Here is an 18,823-nt window from a genome sequence, read left to right on the forward strand (position 1 = left end):
GACGACCTTTATTCAAATAGCTGCGGGTACTTCTCCTTGAGCGGCGCCTGATCCAGACGCAGCTCTTCCAGGTTGCGCTTTGCCTTGGACTCCATCCTTATGGTGTCGATAAACGCGATGAGTGAGTCGACATACAGGTCGCCGCGCAGGTAGGCCTGGGCGGCGAATAAAATTCGCTGCTCGTCTTCGAGTGGTTTGCGATAGTACTCAAGATTCAGGTAAAGCGGGTCTGGCTCGCCGATGTAGAGGGGAAACGTCTCGTTGTAGGTAATCGAGCAGCCAGTGGCACGCATGTTGCTGATATCCCCTGCATGGCGATAGTGCTCGAGGCGCTGCTGCGCATGATCAAGCCATTCGTCAGAACGGTCTGCCTGCCGAAGCTCTGCCTCGAGCTTTGTCCGGTCCCACGTGGGCAGATCGAACAGCGTGAACGGCTCACGGGCACTGCCTTGCGGCGTCCAGACGATATCGCCGGTGTGGAACGGCGTGGGGATATCGACCCAGATGAACTCGAACGCGATCCCCCAATCGTTCTCAATGGGGCCGGCTGAAGGGCAATAAACGGAAAGGGCCTCACCTTTGCCGTTCACTAGGAGCCAATCTTCCCGGCGATGTTCTTCGTCGGCATCGAGCGGGCACCGGGAGATGCGTACGCGTGCCTCTGGACGGCTCGCCAGTTCATCATCACCGCGCAACGTCTCGGCACATTTCTCATAACAGCTGAATGGCGCGCCGAAGGCCCCACAAAGTTGCCCGTCGGGCACAATCTCCTCTTCATACTGATAAACGTAGTCCGTCCCACTCGCAAACGCATCGACGCACCGCTTGTTGTAATCGATTGTCCAGCGCAAAAAAGCATGGAAATCGGGGATGGCCGGCCTTCCAAGACCGGCATGGGTTGCCTCCAGCGAACAATTGGGCATGGTTCGGGCGATCTCCTGCCAAGCTTCGCATTTCTGATCGAGCGTGGCGGTCTTCGAAAACCAAACCAGATAGGCGGCCTCAATGGTGTTGGGTTGAAAATTGATGCGGCGGAGATGCTCCCGAATGTCCCGGGAGTCCACAAAATCCAAGATGTCCATGGTTAGCTCCTCTTTGTTTCGAATCGCTCCGGCGGGGTTATCGCATCATCGAACAGCTCCGGATAGCGGGTCTTGAGCCCGCCGTCTTCCCCTTCAAACCGTTCGGCTTTTTTCTTGACCAGCGCCTGCAGCTCGCAAAGACTTGATAGCGCAATTAGTGAGTCAAGACCCAGATTGCCGTCGAGATATGCCCGCACGCCGTACAGAATTCTCGCCTCTGGCTTGAGCGGGGTACGGCAGTATTCCATATCGAGAAGAAAACAACTCGGCTCTCCGATATAGACGGGGTACTCCAGGGGATATTCAATCTGACAGCCGTAGGCATACATGTCGCTCGTATCGCCATTTTGCCGATGGTGCCTGAGCAGGTCATCGGCCTTTTTTGCAGCGCATTCCCTGTAGGTGGAAGGCAGAAGCTCATCTATGACCCGCTGCGTGGTCCATGTCTGCATATTGAGAAGCAGCATGGGGTCGCCAGGGTCGCCGTGACGACAAATGATGTCGCCGGCGTGGAATGGCGTCGGGATGTCAAACCACATCAACTCAAAAGCGAAAGTGGGGTCTTCGCCCTCGCGTTCCATGTCGATGCAGCTCAGCTGGCAGTCCATAATTTCGCCTTTTGCGTTGAGCATGAGCCTGTCGGCGGCATAGTAGTCTTCGTCCGGATCGATCGGGCGGCGCGTTATTTCTATCGAGGTAGGATTTTCCTCCTCAAGCTCATTCCAGATTGCCTCGAAACATTTTTCGTAGCTGGTGTAGGGGCCATAATTGCACCCGCTCTCATGGGGACTTCCCGTCTTGTCCTCAAAGAAATACATGTGCTTGCCAGGCTGTTTGAACCGGGCGATTTTCTTGCGCTCCCATCTGATGACGTCGCGAAGAAAGACATGGAAGTTGGGGATATTGAACGTGCCGTATCGCCTGCTCATCGCACAATTGGGCATGTTTTCGAGAATCTTTTGCCAGGTCTCAATCTTCTGTTGCAGCGTCTTCTCGTTCGAATGGTCGACGATGAACGCTGCCTCGGGCGTGGTGGGCTCGTAGCCGATGCCTTCCAAATGCTCTCTGATATCGGGCGAGTCGAGAAACTCGAGAATGTCCGAACGTATGGCGTTGACGCCGGCGCCGGCCGATGTGCGATATGGCTGCAAGCAGTCGTGTACGACCGATCCATCCGACCAATGTTTGCCACAGCCGGGGTCATCGTGCAGCTTTTTCGAGAGTTCGAGCATAAAGGAGCAATCATCGGGCAAGTCGCCGATATAGCGTTCGGCGGTGTAGAGCGCAGAGGGTGTGAAGTCGTCGAGGAAGCCGTCCGTGAAATCCCTCAAGCGGAGATTGCCTTCCTCAACGCCGTAGATTTTGCTCGGATAGGCGCACCAAACCTGGCCTTTGAACGAACTATCGTAGTCGTCTTCGAGCACGATGGCGAAACGAGGGCCGTGGTCGAAGGGCCGACCGTCGATCTTGATGATGTCGCCGGGGACCCAGGGAGTGTAAAAGACCTCACCATTGGCGCAGAAGTGCTTGCTATTGTTCCACGGCAAGTGATTGATGCTTTGATGCGGAGTCCGCTGATTCCGGCGGTCACTCAAAAAGACCAAATCGCCAGCCATGGTTGCGGCGAATATCAGCGAGGCTTGAGCGCGTGGGCAGTCGTGTAAGTCTTCGGCGGTATAGAGCTTAATCTGCCAGAATGATTCGAACCAATCTTCATCGGGGTCGTCATCGACGTATTGCTTCATAAGGGTTCGAGCGGCATCCCAAGAGGCAACGGGGAAGGGGCCATCAAAGGTGTCGTGCCCGCGCTCGTCTTCACTGTAAAACACGCCGGAGACCAGCAAGATACCGCGGTCACGGTCAACGTTGTAAAGCATATCGAGTGCAGTGTCGAGTTGTTCGAGGCCGGAGTCGATCGTCTCGGCGTAATCCGATGAGACCTCTTTGCGAAGCTGCTCGAGCATGGTCCGTTTTTCGTCGAGCGTCTTGAGGGAGCCGCCGATGGTTTTACAGAGGGAGCCATCTGCCATTCCCATGTGTTTGAACATATGAGCACGCAGCTCATCGTCCTTGATGCAACTGCAAACGAGCTCCCTGCCGGCATCGGTGATCACGGTATCTGCTTGGCTGTCCATAGCAACCTCCAATTCGGTCGTTGCCGTTAGCATCCATCAGAGGCTGTGCTTTGTGATCCCATTAACGGGTCTGATATGAATCTCGCGTCAAACATACTTTTGGAAACGCACTGGTACATGAGTGTGCGCGTACTGAAAGGACAATCGGTAGTGGCGTTTCAAAAACTAAGCGTAACTGGTGCAACCTCCCTCTAAGAAGGGATCGGCCGTCGCATCGAACAGCTCCGGGTAGCGGTCCTTGAGCCAACCGTCTGCATCCTCGAAGCCACGCGCCTTTTTCTCCGCCAGCGCCTGTAGCTCGCATGCGCTGGCCATTGCGGCGAGCGAATCAACCGCCAGGTCGCCTTTGACATATGCCCTGACGCCGTAAAGGATTCGCTTCTCTGACTTGAGCGGCTTGCGGTAATAGTCGATGTCCAAAAGAAAGCCCTCAGGCTCCCCAATGTAGAAGGGGAAATGCAAGGCGGATGAGACTTGGCAGCCGTAGGCGTACATGTCGCTGGTGTCGCCGTCATATCGGTGCCAGCGCAATAGCTTGTCGGCCTTTTGAACGAGGCGCTCTTTGTAGACGGAGGAGGCCAGCTCTTTGTCGACTCGTTCGGATCCCCAAGTTTGCAGGTCAAACAGCACCATCGGCTTGTCGGGGCGTTGGAGGTTGCAGACGATGTCTCCGGCATGGAAAGGCGTCGGGATATCAAACCACATGTCCTCGAAATCGCTGGCGGTGCCCGCCTCGTCCCACTCGCTTTTGTTGCGGTAATCGCAAGACATTACTTCGCCGTTCGCATTGAGTAAGACCATGTCGTCGGCATAGTGGTCTTCTTCTGGGTCGATGGGACGACGGGTGATCCTGATGGCTTTGGGATCGTCACCGTCGAGCTCTTTCCAGATGGCATCGAAGCACTTTTGATAACTGCTGTACGGGCCGTAAAGATAGCCGACCTGCCCGCGCCAGTCCCACGAGTAGTCCTCAAAGAAGTACAGGCTTTGACCGTCCGTCCTTTTAAGGTGCGCGAGTTTTCGTTTCTCCTGTTTGATGACATTGCGCAGAAAGGCATGGAAGTCCGGGATGACGACCGTGTCGTTTCTGCGGTTCATGGTGCAATTGGGCATATTGTCGATGATCTTTTGCCAGCCTTCGAGCTTTTGCTGCAGCGTTGCTTTATGCGAGCAATTGACAATGAAAGCCGCTACGGGCGTGGTGAGCTCGTAGTTGATTCGTTGAAGATGCTCCTTAATACTGTGCGAGTCTAAAAACTCGAAGATGTCCGGACGAATATCCAGCTCGCTTTGGTTGGCGGGCTTGCGATACGGCTGAAGGCAGTCATGTCCGACCGAGCCTTCGGACCATTGCTTGCCGTAGTCGGGGCTGTCGTGCAGCATCTGCGAAAGCTCGAGCATAAAAGCGCAGTCGTCCGGCAGCTCACCGGTGTAGCACTCGGCGGTGTAGAGGGCGGAGGGGATGAAGGGGTCCAGGAGACTGTCGCTGTAGGTGCCGGATGAAAGTGAACCCTCCTTAACGCCGTGATCTTTACTAGGCCCTGCGCACCAGATCTGTCCCCGGAGCGTGTGCTCGTAGTCGTTTTCGAGCACAATGGCAAAGCGAGGCCCGTGATCAAAGGGGCGACCGTCGATTTTGAGGATGTCGCCTGGGACCCACGGCGTATAGATGGGTTCGTTGCTGTTGCAGAACCGTCTGCTATCGTTTCGCCAGGCGCTTTCGACATACGATTTGCGAGTGCGGTTATTGCGCTGATCGCGGAGAAATATAAGCTCGCCATCCTTGGTTGCCGCAAACGCCAGGGAGGACTGCGCCATTTGATGTTCGTGAAGGTCTTCCGGGGTGTATAGGTCGATCTTCCAGTACGATTCGGACCAGTCGTCTTCAGGATACTCTTCGATGTAGCGCTTCATGAGTGCCTGCGCGGCCTCCCACGATGCGGTGGGGAAGGGACCGTCGAGGGCGTCGGCGTCGCGCTCCTCCTCGTTGTAGACCATGACGTGCAGTAGGAGGATTCCGCGGTCGCGCTCGATGTTGTGGAGCATATCGAGTGCGCTGTTGAGCTGGGCGAGATGCGAATCGATATCTTCGACCAGCTCCGGCGAAACCTCCTTGCGGAGTTGCTCGAGCATGGTGCGTTTTTCATCAAGCGTCTTAAGAGAGCCGGCGATGATTGGCGCTGGCCAGTATAGGTATTTACGCATGTGGTCGCGCAGCTCTTGGCTCTTGATGCAGCTGAGGACGAGGTCCTTGCCGGCATCGGTGATGCCATCGCATGCCTGATTGTTCATGTCGGTCTCCTTATCGATCATTACCGGCATGATGCAACTGGTGTGGAGGCCGTTGGTCCCATTAACGGTACCAGGAGAGAATGGAATGTGACAAAGGGACTGCCCCTTTGTCACATCTCAAATATTGCCTTTACGTGTTGATGCACACGGTGTGCAATAATACTCGCACTGTGCAATAGCGCACAGGCAGAGTAACAAGGAGGACGCTTGTCCCAGCTCGAGAAATGCGATCGCCGGTCCCTTCGCTCGCAGCGTGCCCTTCGCCAGGCACTTGCCAGCGAACTAGCCGAAAGCGGCGATCTTTCGCGCATTAACGTCGCTTCGCTCACCGAGCGTGCTGGCCTCACGCGCCGTACGTTCTATTCGCACTACCGCGATATCCCCGACTTTATCAATCAAATCGAGGACGGCTTGCTGGCCGAGATCCGTGAGCGTATTGAGCTCATCACCGCAGCTCGGCTGCCCGATCTCTATCACAACATCGATGAGCTCGAGCCGGCGCCCGGTTCGGTTGAGCTACTGCGTTATCTTGCGGCCAACCGCGACTTGATCGGTGCGCTGCTGGGTCCGGGCGGCGACCAGGCCTTCATTAAAAGGATTATCGACACCGCGCGTGAGGCTGTGGTGCCGCGTGCGCAGACGGGCATTTTGGGCCTGGCGCTGGGCACGTTCTTTGACTACTACGTCACCTACGTCGTGAGTGCCGAGGTCGGCATGATTCAGCGCTGGTTTGAGCGCGGGCTCACCGAATCGCCCGAGGCCATGGCGCGTATGATGACGGTGCTCGCTTTTGTGCGCCCTGGTGACCTGTATGGCCAACCCATCGATATCAACGTGCCGGAGTACGGCATGAAGCTATTGAACTTGCAGCTCGAGGACGCGGCCGACACCCCCGCAACCGTCGAGTCCAACAACTAAGAGGAGAGACAATGAGCAAACTCGTCGAGGGCATCAAGGACCGCATGGTCGCCGCCGCACGCGAGGCTGCGCCCACCGTGGTGGACGCCGCGCAGAAGGCCGCGACCGCGGCTGCCGAGAAAGTTGCCGAGGCAGTTGCCGATGCCAAGAACGCGGCAGGGGAGACGTCCGTCGCTAGCGAGCCCGCCACCGCCGCCGAGCCCGCAGCCGCCGCCCACGCCCCCGAAGGCGCGATCTTCAACCCCGACAACGCCCACGGCAATCTGCACCTGGGCATCGACGTTGGCTCCACCACCGTCAAGCTCGCCGTGCTCAACGATGACAACCAGATCGTCTACGCCAAGTACCAGCGCCATCACACCGACGTTCGCGCTTGCGCCCGCGATCTGTTCGAGGGCGCCGCGACTGTGCTGCCGACGGCCCAGATGACCTGCGCCATTACCGGCTCGGGCGGTCTGCTGCTGTCCCAGTGGCTCGACCTGGAGTTTGTCCAAGAGGTCATCGCCAGCAAACGCGCCGTCGAGACCCTCATCCCGGCCACCGATGTCGCCATCGAGCTGGGCGGCGAGGACGCCAAGATCATCTACTTCGATAACGGCATCGAGCAGCGCATGAACGGCACCTGTGCCGGCGGTACGGGTGCGTTCATCGACCAGATGGCAACCCTGCTGCACACCGACGCCAGCGGCCTCAACGAACTCGCGGCCAACGCCACCACCATCTATCCCATCGCCAGCCGCTGCGGCGTTTTTGCCAAGACCGACGTCCAGCCGCTGCTCAACGAGGGCGCCCGCCCCGAGGACGTGGCCGCCTCCATCTTCCAGGCCGTCGTGACCCAGACCATCTCGGGCCTGGCGTGCGGCCGTCCCATCCGCGGTAACGTCGCCTTCCTGGGCGGCCCGCTGCAGTATCTCTCCGAGCTGCGCCATCGCTTCTACCTCACGCTCAACCTGGACGAGGAGCACCGAATCGTGCCCCAAAACGCTCACCTGTTTGTGGCGAGCGGTGCCGCCATGGCGCACGAGTCCAATAAGCTCAGCACGTTCCCGCAGCTCATCGAGGCCATCGATGCCCTGGGTGACACACAGGGCGCCGAGGTCGAGCGTCTGGATCCGCTCTTTGCCACCGACGAGGACTTTGCCGAGTTCAAGACCCGCCACGACACCGAGGTCGTTCCCAAGGGCAAGCTCGAAGGCTACACCGGTCGCGTGTTCATCGGTATCGACGCCGGTTCCACCACCATGAAGGCCGCGCTTGTGGGTGAGGACGGCCAGTTGCTGCATACCTGGTACGGCAACAACAACGGTGACATCCTGGGTACGGCCAAGGTCATCATGGCCGATTTCTATAACCACATCCCCGCCGGCTGCACCATCGGCCACGTGACCACCACGGGTTACGGCGAGGCGCTGCTCATCGAGGCCCTCAAGGCCGATTCCGGCGAGATCGAGACCGTCGCGCACCTGCGCGGAGCCAAGGCATTCCTGCCCGGCGTCGAGTTTATCCTGGACATTGGCGGTCAGGACATGAAGTGCCTGCGCGTCAAGGACGGCGTTATCGAGCACATCATGCTCAACGAGGCCTGCTCGTCGGGCTGCGGTAGCTTTATCGAGAGCTTCGCCGTCTCTATGAACATGGACGTGCGCGCGTTCGCCGACGCCGCCATCCATGCCAAGGCTCCGGTGGACCTGGGCAGTCGCTGCACGGTCTTTATGAATTCGCGTGTTAAGCAGGCGCAAAAGGAAGGCGCCACGGTGGGCGACATCGCGGCCGGTCTGTCCTATTCCGTCATTAAGAATGCCCTGTTCAAGGTCATTAAGCTGCGCGATCCCAAGGAGATCGGAAGCCAGGTGATCGTCCAGGGCGGCACCTTTATGTCCGATGCCACGCTGCGCGCGTTTGAGCAGCTCACCGGCGTTCACGCCGTGCGTCCCGACATCGCCGGCTGCATGGGCGCCTATGGTGCGGCCTTGCTCGCCCGTGATCGCGCTGGCGCCGACGGCACCTCGACCATCCTTTCGGCCGAGGACATCGCGCACCTCACTGTGACGCAAAAGCACGTCCGCTGCGGCCGTTGCTCCAACAACTGCCAGCTCACCGTCAACGACTTTGGCGGCGGCAGGCGCTTCATTACCGGCAACCGCTGCGAGAAGGGCGCCGGCCACAAAAAGCAAAAGACCGAGGCCCCTAACCTCTTCAAAAAGAAAAACGAGTTGCTCTTTAATCGCGAGGTGCTGAGCCCCGACGAGGCCCCGCGCGGCACCGTGGGTATCCCGCGCGCACTCAACATGTACGAGAACTACCCCTTCTGGCACGCGTTCTTTACGCGCTTGGGCTTTAGCGTGCAGCTGTCCGACCAGTCGAGCAAGAAGACCTACCAGGCGGGCATCGAGTCCATGCCGTCCGAGAGCGTGTGCTATCCGGCCAAGATGAGCCACGGCCACGTGATGAACCTTATCGACCGCGATGTCGACTTTATCTGGATGCCGTGCGTGCGCTGGGAGCGCAAGGAGGATCCGACCGCCGGCAACTGTTACAACTGCCCCATCGTCATGAGCTACCCCACGGCGCTGGCGCTCAACATCGACGAGATCCGTGAGCAGAATATCGAGTTCCTGTACCCGTTTGTGCCCTATCACGACAAGACCGAGCTCAAGCGCCGTCTGTACCAGGTGCTCGCCGTCGACCGCGTGGCCGATGCGCAAGCTGGTCGCGGCCGCGTGCGCGGTCCCAAGATCACGCGCTCCGAGGTCGATGCCGCCGTCAACGCTGCCTTTGAGGCCGATGCACGCTTCCACGAGGACATCCAGACCATGGGCGAGGAGACCCTTAAGTGGGTCGAGGACCATGGCGGTCACGGCATCGTGCTCGCCGGTCGCCCCTACCACAACGACCCCGAGATCAACCACGCCCTGCCCGAGCTTATCTCGAGCTTTGGCTTTGCGGTCTTTACCGAGGATTCGCTTGCGCACCTGGTGAAGCCCGAGCGCCCCATCCGCGTCGTCGACCAGTGGATGTACCACAGCCGCCTGTACGCCGTCGCCCGTTTTGTGACGATGCGCAACGACCTGGACCTGATCCAGCTCAACTCTTTCGGCTGCGGCCTGGACGCTCTGACTACCGATCAGGTGCAGGAGATTCTGGAGGCCAGCGGCAAGATCTACACCGTGCTCAAGATCGACGAGGTGTCCAACCTGGGCGCCGCGCGCATCCGCATCCGCTCGCTCATGGCCGCGCTTAAGGACCAGGAGGCCGAGCGCTTGGCCGAGGCCGCGGCCGCGGGCGAGACCTACGAGCAGGGCGATGCCGCGCCGGTGGCTCCCTCCACGGATGCCCCCGCATTCGCGAGCCGCAAGTACACGTTCGAGGCTCAGCGCGAGAGCGCATCGACCGCGTGGCCCAAGGTGCCCTTTACCGAGCAGATGCGCGAGGAGGGCTACACCATCCTGTGCCCGCAGATGGCGCCGATCCACTTTGACCTGGTCAAAGAGGTGTTCCGCGGTGCCGGCTACAACTTGGAGCTGCTGCCCTCGACCGATCACGACGCCGTCGAGGCCGGCCTGCGCTATGTGAACAATGACATTTGCTATCCGTCCATTTTGGTGACCGGCCAGATTATGGAGGCCATCGAGAGCGGCCGGTACGACCTGTCCAAGACGGCCGTGGTTATCAGCCAGACCGGCGGCGGCTGCCGTGCCACCAACTACATCGCACTCATCCGCAAGGCCCTGCGCGAGAGCGGCCACCCCGAGATCCCGGTGATCTCGCTTTCGGCGGTGGCGCTCGGTGAGGACAACCCCGGCTTTAAGATTACGCCGGCGCTGCTTAAGCAGGCAGTCTACGCGGTGCTCTTTGGCGACGTGATGATGCAGATGCTTTATCGCTGTCGTCCATACGAGGCTACGCCCGGTGCCGCCAACGCACTCTACGAGGAGTACATGGCGCGCGCCCGCAAGCTGGCGCCCAAGTTCAACCGCCACAACTACACCAAGCTGTGCCGCGAGGCCATCCGCGCGTTCGACACCATGCCGCTCGTGGGTGAGGGCACCAAGCCGCGCGTGGGCGTGGTCGGCGAGATCTTGGTCAAGTTCCACCCTACAGCCAACAACCACGTGGTCGACGTTATCGAGCGCGAGGGCTGCGAGGCCGTGGTGCCGGGCCTGCTCGACTTCTTCCTGTACTCTATGAGCAACGCCGAGCTGCAGAAGGATGAGCTCGGAAGCTCTGCAACCACGCGCGCTGGTATGCAGGCGCTCATCAAGCTCGTGGACTGGATGCGTACGCCGGTGGAGGAGCTGCTCCAAAAGTCCCGCCGCTTTGAGGCGCCCGAGCGCATCGGCACCATGGCGGACAAGGCCCGTACGGTGCTTTCGGTTTGCAACAACATGGGCGAAGGCTGGCTGCTCACGGCCGAGATGCTCGACCTGATTGACCATGGCGCGCCCAACATCATCTGCACGCAGCCCTTTGCGTGCCTGCCTAACCACGTGGTGGGCAAGGCCGTGATCAAGGAGCTGCGCCGTCAGCACCCCGAGAGCAACATTGTCGCGGTGGACTACGACCCCGGCGCGTCCGAGGTCAACCAGCTCAACCGCATTAAGCTCATGATCAGCGTGGCCAAGGAAAACATGCGCACCGGTAAGGGCTTTAAGCTCGAGAAGGTGGCGCCGCTCGCGATGGACGAGGTCACTGGCCAGATGCGTGCCCATGATGGCTGCGTGAGCTGTGGCTCGGCCAGCGAGGAGGCCGTTGCATCGGTCGCCAAGCGTCTGGGACGTGGCATTAAGAAGTAGTTGGCCTGCTATGTGCTAGATATGAGACAAACGGGTGGTAGCCGTATCGGCTACCACCCGTTTTTGCTGGACGTATGCTGCGTAAACGCCCCAACTATCACCTCTTCCGAAAGCTACGTGTCAGTGGCACCAAAAATCGCCCTTGGAACCCTGAGATAATGAACATATGTAGCCGTTCGCCGCAAATTACCGTCCGTTTATGGAACCCACCTCTAGCGCGTGTCATCCTTACGGTTGAATAAATACACATCCATGGAATTACGTAAGAGAGGACTGTTCCTATGAGCTACAAGACCGTTTGTGTTGCCGGTGGCGGCGTGTTGGGAAGCCAGATTGCCTTTCAGGCTGCCTACTGCGGCTTCGATGTGACGATCTGGCTGCGCAGCGAGGGCAGCATCGGCCGCACTCAGCCCAAGATCGATCATGTGCGCGAGGAGTACATCGCGGCTATCGAGGGCATGGCGGACGGCACGGGCGAGTGGTGTGCCGGTATCGCCGATAGCGACCAGCCCTTCGATAAGGAGGCGGCGCTCGCCGCCGTCGAGCGTGCCTACTCCACACTCAAGCTAGAGCTCGATCTTGCCAAGGCAGTGGCCGACGCCGATCTGGTTATCGAGTCGATGGCCGAGGACACCCAGGCAAAGATCGACTTCTACAAGAAGCTCGCCCCGGTTCTCCCGCAAAAGACCGTTGTCGTGACGAACTCCTCCACGCTGCTGCCGAGCACCTTTGCCAAGTACACTGGCCGCCCCGAGAAGTACCTGTCGCTGCACTTTGCCAACTCCATCTGGAAGAACAACATGACCGAGGTCATGGCTCAGGACCAGACCGACAAGCGCTATTTCGATGAGCTCGTCGACTTTGCCAGCGATATCCGTATGCTTGCCCTGCCCGTCAACAAGGAAAAGAACGGCTATCTGCTCAATTCCATGCTGGTACCGTGGCTGCTGTCGGGCCTTGACCTGTACGTCTCGGGCGTCAGCGACCCCAAGAGCATCGACCTCGCATGGACGCGCGGCACTGGCGCGCCCAAGGGCCCGTTCCGCGTGTTCGACACCGTGGGTATCCAGACGGCCTACAACATCGTCATGCAGTATCAGAAGGTGCCGGGCTTGGTGAGCCCGCTGCTCAAAAAGATGATGATGCCCTACAACTTTAAGGCCATGGCATCCGTCCTCAAGCAGATGCTCGACGAAGGCAAGCTGGGCGAAAGCTCGGGCGAGGGCTTCTTCAAGTACTAAAAAGATTCCTCGGCAACATTGAGAAACGTATCATTTGCAGTGTCAGTGCGCCGCAGCGCCGCTCGGCAACGGGACAATCCGCTTTATGCGCCAACGCGAACTTGTCGACTTTGCCGTGGACTGGATCGAGCACCATCGCGGCCGCTCCGATTGATCACTTGGGAGCGGAAGGGTTGCGGATTCCCTTCGCGCCCCGCGTTTCCGTATCGCTACAAGCTTTAACTTGCATTAAGGGGCGTTTGTTAAACTGCGAGTCATAATTAGACAGGGCTGGGAAAACGCCGTGGTATATGAGGGAACAACAATGGTATTCAAAGACGGTAACGATATGGAATTGAGTGACAAGGACAGCAGGCTGTTTTCGCGCCGAGCGGCTCTTGCGGGTGCGGCGGGCACGCTGGCGCTTGCCGGGACAGGGCTCATGGGCTGCTCGGTCGGCGGGGCCGGCACGGGCGCCGCATCTACTTCGAGCAACGAGCTCACTGACGAGCAAAAGAAACTCCACAAGCAGATTGTCGCGACCTACGACGTCGAGAAGCAGGCGGCCATTAAGGGGCGGCTCGATACCGAGTACGCTGACGGCGGCTACAACGAGACCACTCCATTTATAGCGCAGGATCCCTTTGGCACCGATACCCTGAGCTGCTACGTTCGCTTTGCGACAACGGATTCCGTAACCGTCTCCTACAAGGTCGCCGGTCGCAAAAAGACTGGTGACACGCCCAAGGTCGCCGCGTTTTCCCATACGCCCCACGGCGGCGACGCGCCGGCCACGGAACACGAGTTCAAGGTCATCGGCCTCATTCCCAACCACAAAAACACGGTAACCATCACTTGCACGGCACAAGATGGTATCAGCCGCACCTCGACGTTCACGGTCAAGACGCCGGCTCTCAAAGGCGAGGAAGAAGAGCAGCTTGCCGTTACGTCGGGGGAGTCCAATACGCCGCTTGCCGATGGTCTCTTTACCATCTTGGGCAACGACTCGTCCAAGCTCGACTTTATGTACCTCTACGACAACGACGGCCAGATTCGCGGCGAGGTGCCGATTGTCGGCTACCGCAGCCACCGCCTGCTGTTCCCGGGCGACGGCAGCATGATCATGAGCGTCTCGACTACCAAGATGGCCCAGATCAACGCCATCGGCCAGGTGGTAAACGTCTGGAGCACGGGCGACTACGAGCTACACCACGACTACGCTTTCGATGACGATGGCAACCTGCTGGTGCTGGCGAGTCACGCCGGCTCCGAAGCCGATTTGGACGTCGATCGCGCGGCTGCCAAAAAAGATAAGGACGATCGCGTTAATGTAGAGGACCTCATCATTAAGGTCGACATAACAACAGGTGACGTCTCTCTCGTCGTGGACCTGGGCGATATGTTCCCCGACCTCAAGGCAAGCGCCAAGGTTGCCTCGGACGGCGACCTGGATTGGATTCACATCAACACGATCCAGTGGCTCGGCGGCGGCACCGTTTTGCTCAGCTCGCGCGAGACCTCAACGGTCATCAAGCTCACGGATATCTACGGTACGCCTACGGTCGATTGGCTTATGGGCTCGCCAGAGTTTTGGGCCGGCTCGGGCTTTGAGGACAAGTTGCTGCAGGCTCAAGGCGATTTTTCGCTCAACGCAGGCCAGCATAGTGTGACCTATCTGCCAAACGACGAGACGACCGCGACTGGTCGCTACCAGGTGCTGCTATACGACAACAACTTTGGTGCTGCCGAGAGCTATCCCAAGTTCGACTGGGGCCAGCTGGGCGCTGCGGTCGTGACCGACTACAGCAAGGGAACGCATTCGTTTGGGCGCATTTTTACGGTGGACGAGACCGCGCGCACCTACGAGCTTGTGGACCAGATCGCAGTGCCGTTCTCAGGTTACGTAAGTAGTGCGCAGCGCGTCGGCGATTCGAATAGCATGCTTGTGGCATCGGGCATAGCCAAGACCTTTGCCGAGTACGATCGCTATGGACTGCCCATTGCCACGTACGAGATGGAAGCCGAGAAGTACATCTACCGCGTGTACAAGTACGAGCTGTAGCGCTGCGCTTGGCTGTGCCTGTGCCCCGCGGCTGCGCACGCTCGTACCGGGCCTACCTCACGTTCCGCATCACTTCACGTCAAACTCCACGCGATCGAGTTCGGGTACGTTGAGGTCGATGAGCTTGCGGGCAACACGGCGGTCGTGCGCCCCGAGCGTCTCGCTTGTCGTTACGCGAGCGACAGTCTGGCGCTCGACAACGCCCTCCTTGTCGCCCTCGGTAGCCGAGGTCTCGACGGCGACGGTGTAATCCTTAAAGCCCGGCAGCACCGCCGCAAGTTCGCGCGTGGTTTCAGTGACGCCGTAGCCGTCTTGCACGCCGGCCTGCGCCGAGCCAATAGACCCCGCCGTCATAATAATGCAGGGGATGGCAAAGATCACCGTGCCCACGATGATGCGGCGGCGCACCTTGCGCGATAGCTCGTTGACCTCGGCGTTTTCTTCAGCAGTCACAATACCGTCGCCGTTCAGGTCGCGCTTGAGCGGCACGCGCAAAAGAAGCAGCACGGCTTCGGCAGCCAGTGCGATAAAGACCACGTTGATGCCAAACTCATAAAGCGCCGAGAGAAACAGTGACCCGCTTGCAATGGCGATGCCATAGCCCGCCGCGCACAGGGGCGGCATGAGCGCGGTCGCCACGGCCACGCCGGCGATAAGCGTGGCAGGTTCCTGGTCACGCGAGTTGCCCAGCCCGCCCGCAAAGCCGCCCGCGAGCGCGACAGCAAGGTCCCACACAGTGGGCGTCGAGTTGTCGATGATGGCGGCCGTGGTGGTGCCAAGGGGCGAGAGCTTAAAATACAGCGTGGACGTGATCAGACAAAAGGCCATCTGTAGCGCGAGGCCGGCGACGGCCTCGACGGCAATCTCGCGGTCGAGCGTGGCGATGCCATATGCCATGGCAAGGACCGATCCCATGAGTGGGCAGATGAGCATGGCGCCCACGATGGCAATGTCCGAGTCGATATCGAGGCCGATGCTCGCGATGAGCATGGCGATGATGAGGATGCATAAGTGCGAGCCGGTCAGCCGCGCCCCGTTTACAAAGCGCTTGCGAATCACGTGATAGGGTGCGCGACCCTCGCGAATGTTGAATGCGCGCTTTAGGAAGCGGCCGGTGTTCTCCAGGGCCTCACTATGGGCAGGTCGAATGCCGTGGCGCCGGTGATGGCGTTTGCGTAGTCGCTTGATCTGTTGTTTGTCGAGTTCCATGTCCACCTCGTATTGCCGCAGGAACGCGGGTGCGCTCGCAGCATGTACTCTACACCGTGGCGGGCGGGGCGGTCATCTTGACGTGAAACTTAGACGAGCAGGTAAGGGGGACGTCAAATGCGGTTGCGGCCGAGTGTTTCGACAGATACAGAGCGCGGGGCCGGATGGTCTCCGGCCCCGCGCTCTGTACGGGTACATTGTTGTTGGGTTTAGCCCAGCAGACTCAGGCCGACGGAGACAAACGCCAGGATAACGCCAACGACGGACTCGCCTCCCAACAGGCCGCTTGCGACGACCAGGCCCTGCTCCTGGAAGGCAGCATCCTTGGAAGCCTTCTCTTTGCCCGAAAGACCGGCGGCGTCGCGGTGGGCTGCCCACTTGTCGTAGGCGAGCTTGGCGCAGGAGCCCAAGAAGGCCGTGAGCGACATGTAGAACGGCAGGTACACGCCCAGACCGATCATCATGGCCGGAATGCCGAGCCAATACATGACGATGCCGGCGATAAAACCGCCTGCGAACCACGGCACGCTCGGGATGCCCGAGACCATGGTGGCGACTACGCTTGCCTGCGCGGCCACAAAGCTCTTGTCGGGACCAAAGGCGTCCGGACCATAGGCGGTGACGAGCGCGACCATGACGGCGGCAGCGACCAGTGCGCCCACGATGCCGCCGATGGCCTGGCCGATCCACTGTGCGCGCGGGTTGGTGCCCAGCACGGCGCCGGCCTTAAAGTCGTTCATGACGTCGCCCGCAAGGCCGCAAGCCACGGCCACGATGCCGGCGATAAAGAACAGCTTGACCTGCGCAAGCTGCGCGAAGGCCGCTACGATGAGCATGACGATGAGGCCAAAGATCTCCATGGGGTCGATACCCGTCTGGCCGCAGCTCTGCGCACTCATGATGGTGGTGACAAAGGTGAACAGCGTGACGATGACGGCTGGGACGGGGCCAAGGTCGAGCGCGATGGCGATGATCACGGCGATGGCGGCGGTGCCCAGGCCGATGATGCCGGCGTCGAGCTTAAGCGAGCCCGAGATGAGCGACTGCTCGTCGGTGTCGGTGGAGCTGTCGGCGGCAAGACCGCGAACGATACCGGCGACCTGCGGCAGGATGTCTTTAAGGACGACGGCGACGCCAAAGCCCATCATAAGGCCCATACCTAAGGACTTGACGATACCCTGCGCGGTCACAATATCGAACAGGCCGGCAGCGGTGCCGCCGACGATAATGCCAAAGTTGCCCAGCAGCGCGCCGGCAAACCAGAAGGCGACGGGGGCAAAGCCCACCAAAAAGCCGATGGACAGCAGCATGGGCGAGTTGTAGATGGCAAAGGTCACGCCGGGGATATTGAGCGTGCACAGCATGCTGGGCACCACGCCCAGGGCGTCGCGCAGCACGCTATAGATGCCTGCGATGGCCATGGAGCCAAAGAGCTGCTTGCCGGTCTTGCCGCCGGCCTCGGTAGCACGCAGGGTCTGGGCTGCGGCGTTGCCGGTGGGAAACTCCAGCACGGCGTCCACGATAAAGTGACGGTGGATGAGCGCCGTTGCCAGAAGGCCCAAAATGGTGCCGGCGAGCGCCACGATAAACATGTCGAGCCAGCTGATCTGGTCGGCATAGCCCAGCATCCAGGCGCCCGGGATGGTAAACGCCAGGCCGCCGGCGACCATGGCACCCGCGGACATGATGGTGTGGGTAACGTTGGCCTCGTTGAGGCTGGCATTGCCCATGAGCTTAAGGAAGAACAACGAGATGACGGCAGCGAAAATGATCGGCCAGGGGAGGGCGCCCATCTTGAGGGCCGTGTAGGCCGAGCTTGCCGTGATAATCACGCAGCCAAGGACGCCGATGACGACGCCGCGCAGCGTAAGTTGACCGCGCATAGAAGTGCGGTTCGAGGGATTGCCCATATAGAACTCCTTTGCGTATATCCGCTTCCCCCGAAAGCGCCGCTACGGATACGGCGCGGGAAGTCGGGTTACCAAGGGCCGCCGCGTGAGCTCGCGCACGACCGCGCATCAGTATAGCGGCAAGGTAGTCATTTTGGGACGGGGCTATTTTAGCTACCCTTTGACAGTCGACGAATTATCTGGGATTGGGGCAAATATCAACCGACATATTGGGGTAGCTAAAATAGCCCCGTCCCAAAATGACTACCTGGGATGGCTGGTTCGGGTAGGCGATATACTGCTGGGCAGACGAAAGGAGCGCCGACGATGCTTAATGGGTGCGCATATATATTGACGGTCGATGTGGGCAACACGTTCATTCGCTTTGGTCTGTTTGCCGAGGATTCGGCCGCGGCGCAGGAATGCCCGCTTGCGACGTGCGAGATCACGACGCCGCCGAGCATTACGGCCGATGAGGCGCGCATGAGGCTCGCGCGGGTCATGGGCGCACTGGCAGCCGATGCGGGCATGCCTGGTGTGCTCGTTCCCGCGGCAGCAGTGCTGAGCTGCGTGGTGCCGGCGCTCGAGCGCCCGTGGAAGGCGGCACTTTCCCGTACCTGCACGGGGCGCGTGCTCACCGTGGGGCCGGGACTTAAGACCGGCATGCCCGTGCACTACGACGACCCGGCCGAGATCGGTCCCGATCGCATCGCCGACGCCGTGGCGGCCCGTGCCGTCTACGGCTCTCCGTGCATCGTGATCGACCTGGGCACTACGACCAATATCGAGGTCATCGATGCACGCGGAACCTTTGTCGGCGGTGTTATCGCGCCGGGGCTGGCGCTCGGCGCTCGCTCGCTCTCGGCCGCTGCGGCGCGCCTGCCGCAAGTCGAGCCCTCGGCACCCACGCATGTGATCGGTCGCAACACGCGCGAGGCCATGCGCTCGGGCGTGGTCTTGGGCGAGGTGGCCCGTATCGACGGCATGCTCGACATGGTGCTTGCCGAGATGCGCTCGACCAAGGCGGCAGGCGAGGGCACCGTGCCCATTGTCATCACCGGCGACGATGCCGAGGCGCTCGCGGCGTTGGTCGGCCACAGCCTGACGGTAGACGACGCGCTGACGCTGCGGGGTCTCGCCGAGCTGTACCGCATCAACCAAAAGCCTCGCCGCGCATAAAGCCAAGAACGTCGGCGGGGGGGAGGAAACAGTCCCACCTTTCA

The 18,823-nt window shown here is 60.1% G+C and carries 10 protein-coding genes; 5 read left to right on the forward strand and 5 right to left on the reverse strand.

Translation table 11 applies throughout. The features are described from left to right. Window positions 1–8: 8 nt before the first annotated feature. The 3 genes from ACTQXI_RS00895 to ACTQXI_RS00905 form a co-directional block, all read right to left on the reverse strand. Window positions 9–1,082 (reverse strand): hypothetical protein, encoded by a 1,074-nt coding sequence (locus ACTQXI_RS00895; protein WP_441548130.1) that lies wholly within the window; start codon window positions 1,080–1,082, stop codon window positions 9–11. Between the two features lie 2 nt (window positions 1,083–1,084). Further along, window positions 1,085–3,217: a hypothetical protein gene (locus ACTQXI_RS00900; protein WP_441548131.1), complete on the reverse strand. Its 2,133-nt coding sequence runs from the start codon at window positions 3,215–3,217 to the stop codon at window positions 1,085–1,087. A 165-nt stretch (window positions 3,218–3,382) separates the two neighbouring features. After that, entirely contained in the window at window positions 3,383–5,530 is a 2,148-nt protein-coding gene (locus tag ACTQXI_RS00905) for a hypothetical protein (protein WP_441548132.1), read from the reverse strand. A 186-nt stretch (window positions 5,531–5,716) separates the two neighbouring features. On the opposite strand from ACTQXI_RS00905, the gene ACTQXI_RS00910 reads away from it, so the two are divergent. The 4 genes from ACTQXI_RS00910 to ACTQXI_RS00925 all read left to right on the forward strand — a co-directional run bounded on the left by ACTQXI_RS00910 (window position 5,717) and on the right by ACTQXI_RS00925 (window position 14,502). Next, window positions 5,717–6,427 carry a TetR/AcrR family transcriptional regulator gene (locus ACTQXI_RS00910; RefSeq protein WP_427728052.1) on the forward strand — a complete coding sequence of 237 codons (711 nt, stop codon included), beginning with the start codon at window positions 5,717–5,719 and terminating at the stop codon, window positions 6,425–6,427. Window positions 6,428–6,438: 11 nt separating this feature from the next. Continuing rightward, window positions 6,439–11,220 (forward strand): acyl-CoA dehydratase activase-related protein, encoded by a 4,782-nt coding sequence (locus ACTQXI_RS00915; protein ID WP_441548133.1) that lies wholly within the window; start codon window positions 6,439–6,441, stop codon window positions 11,218–11,220. 281 nt (window positions 11,221–11,501) lie between these two features. After that, the gene (locus ACTQXI_RS00920; protein ID WP_154514839.1) at window positions 11,502–12,461 is read left to right on the forward strand and encodes a 3-hydroxyacyl-CoA dehydrogenase; all 960 of its coding nucleotides are present in this window, start codon (window positions 11,502–11,504) and stop codon (window positions 12,459–12,461) included. A 304-nt stretch (window positions 12,462–12,765) separates the two neighbouring features. Continuing rightward, window positions 12,766–14,502, forward strand: a complete 1,737-nt coding sequence (locus ACTQXI_RS00925) for an aryl-sulfate sulfotransferase (RefSeq protein ID WP_441049053.1) — start codon at window positions 12,766–12,768, stop codon at window positions 14,500–14,502. Window positions 14,503–14,571: 69 nt separating this feature from the next. Here the strand turns inward: ACTQXI_RS00925 and ACTQXI_RS00930 are convergent, their stop codons facing one another. Both ACTQXI_RS00930 and ACTQXI_RS00935 read right to left on the reverse strand, forming a co-directional pair. Further along, complete coding sequence (locus ACTQXI_RS00930; RefSeq protein WP_441015161.1) at window positions 14,572–15,711, reverse strand: DUF389 domain-containing protein; 1,140 nt, start codon at window positions 15,709–15,711, stop codon at window positions 14,572–14,574. Window positions 15,712–15,920: 209 nt separating this feature from the next. Continuing rightward, entirely contained in the window at window positions 15,921–17,621 is a 1,701-nt protein-coding gene (locus ACTQXI_RS00935; protein ID WP_441049052.1) for an OPT/YSL family transporter, read from the reverse strand. Between the two features lie 306 nt (window positions 17,622–17,927). On the opposite strand from ACTQXI_RS00935, the gene ACTQXI_RS00940 reads away from it, so the two are divergent. Further along, on the forward strand, window positions 17,928–18,779 hold the full coding sequence (locus tag ACTQXI_RS00940) for a type III pantothenate kinase (RefSeq protein WP_427795555.1): 852 nt from the start codon (window positions 17,928–17,930) through the stop codon (window positions 18,777–18,779). The last annotated feature ends 44 nt before the right edge of the window (window positions 18,780–18,823 follow it).

Origin of the sequence: Collinsella sp. LCP19S3_C9, assembly GCF_052121575.1 — a bacterium.
In the GTDB taxonomy this organism is placed as follows: Bacteria; Actinomycetota; Coriobacteriia; order Coriobacteriales; family Coriobacteriaceae; genus Collinsella.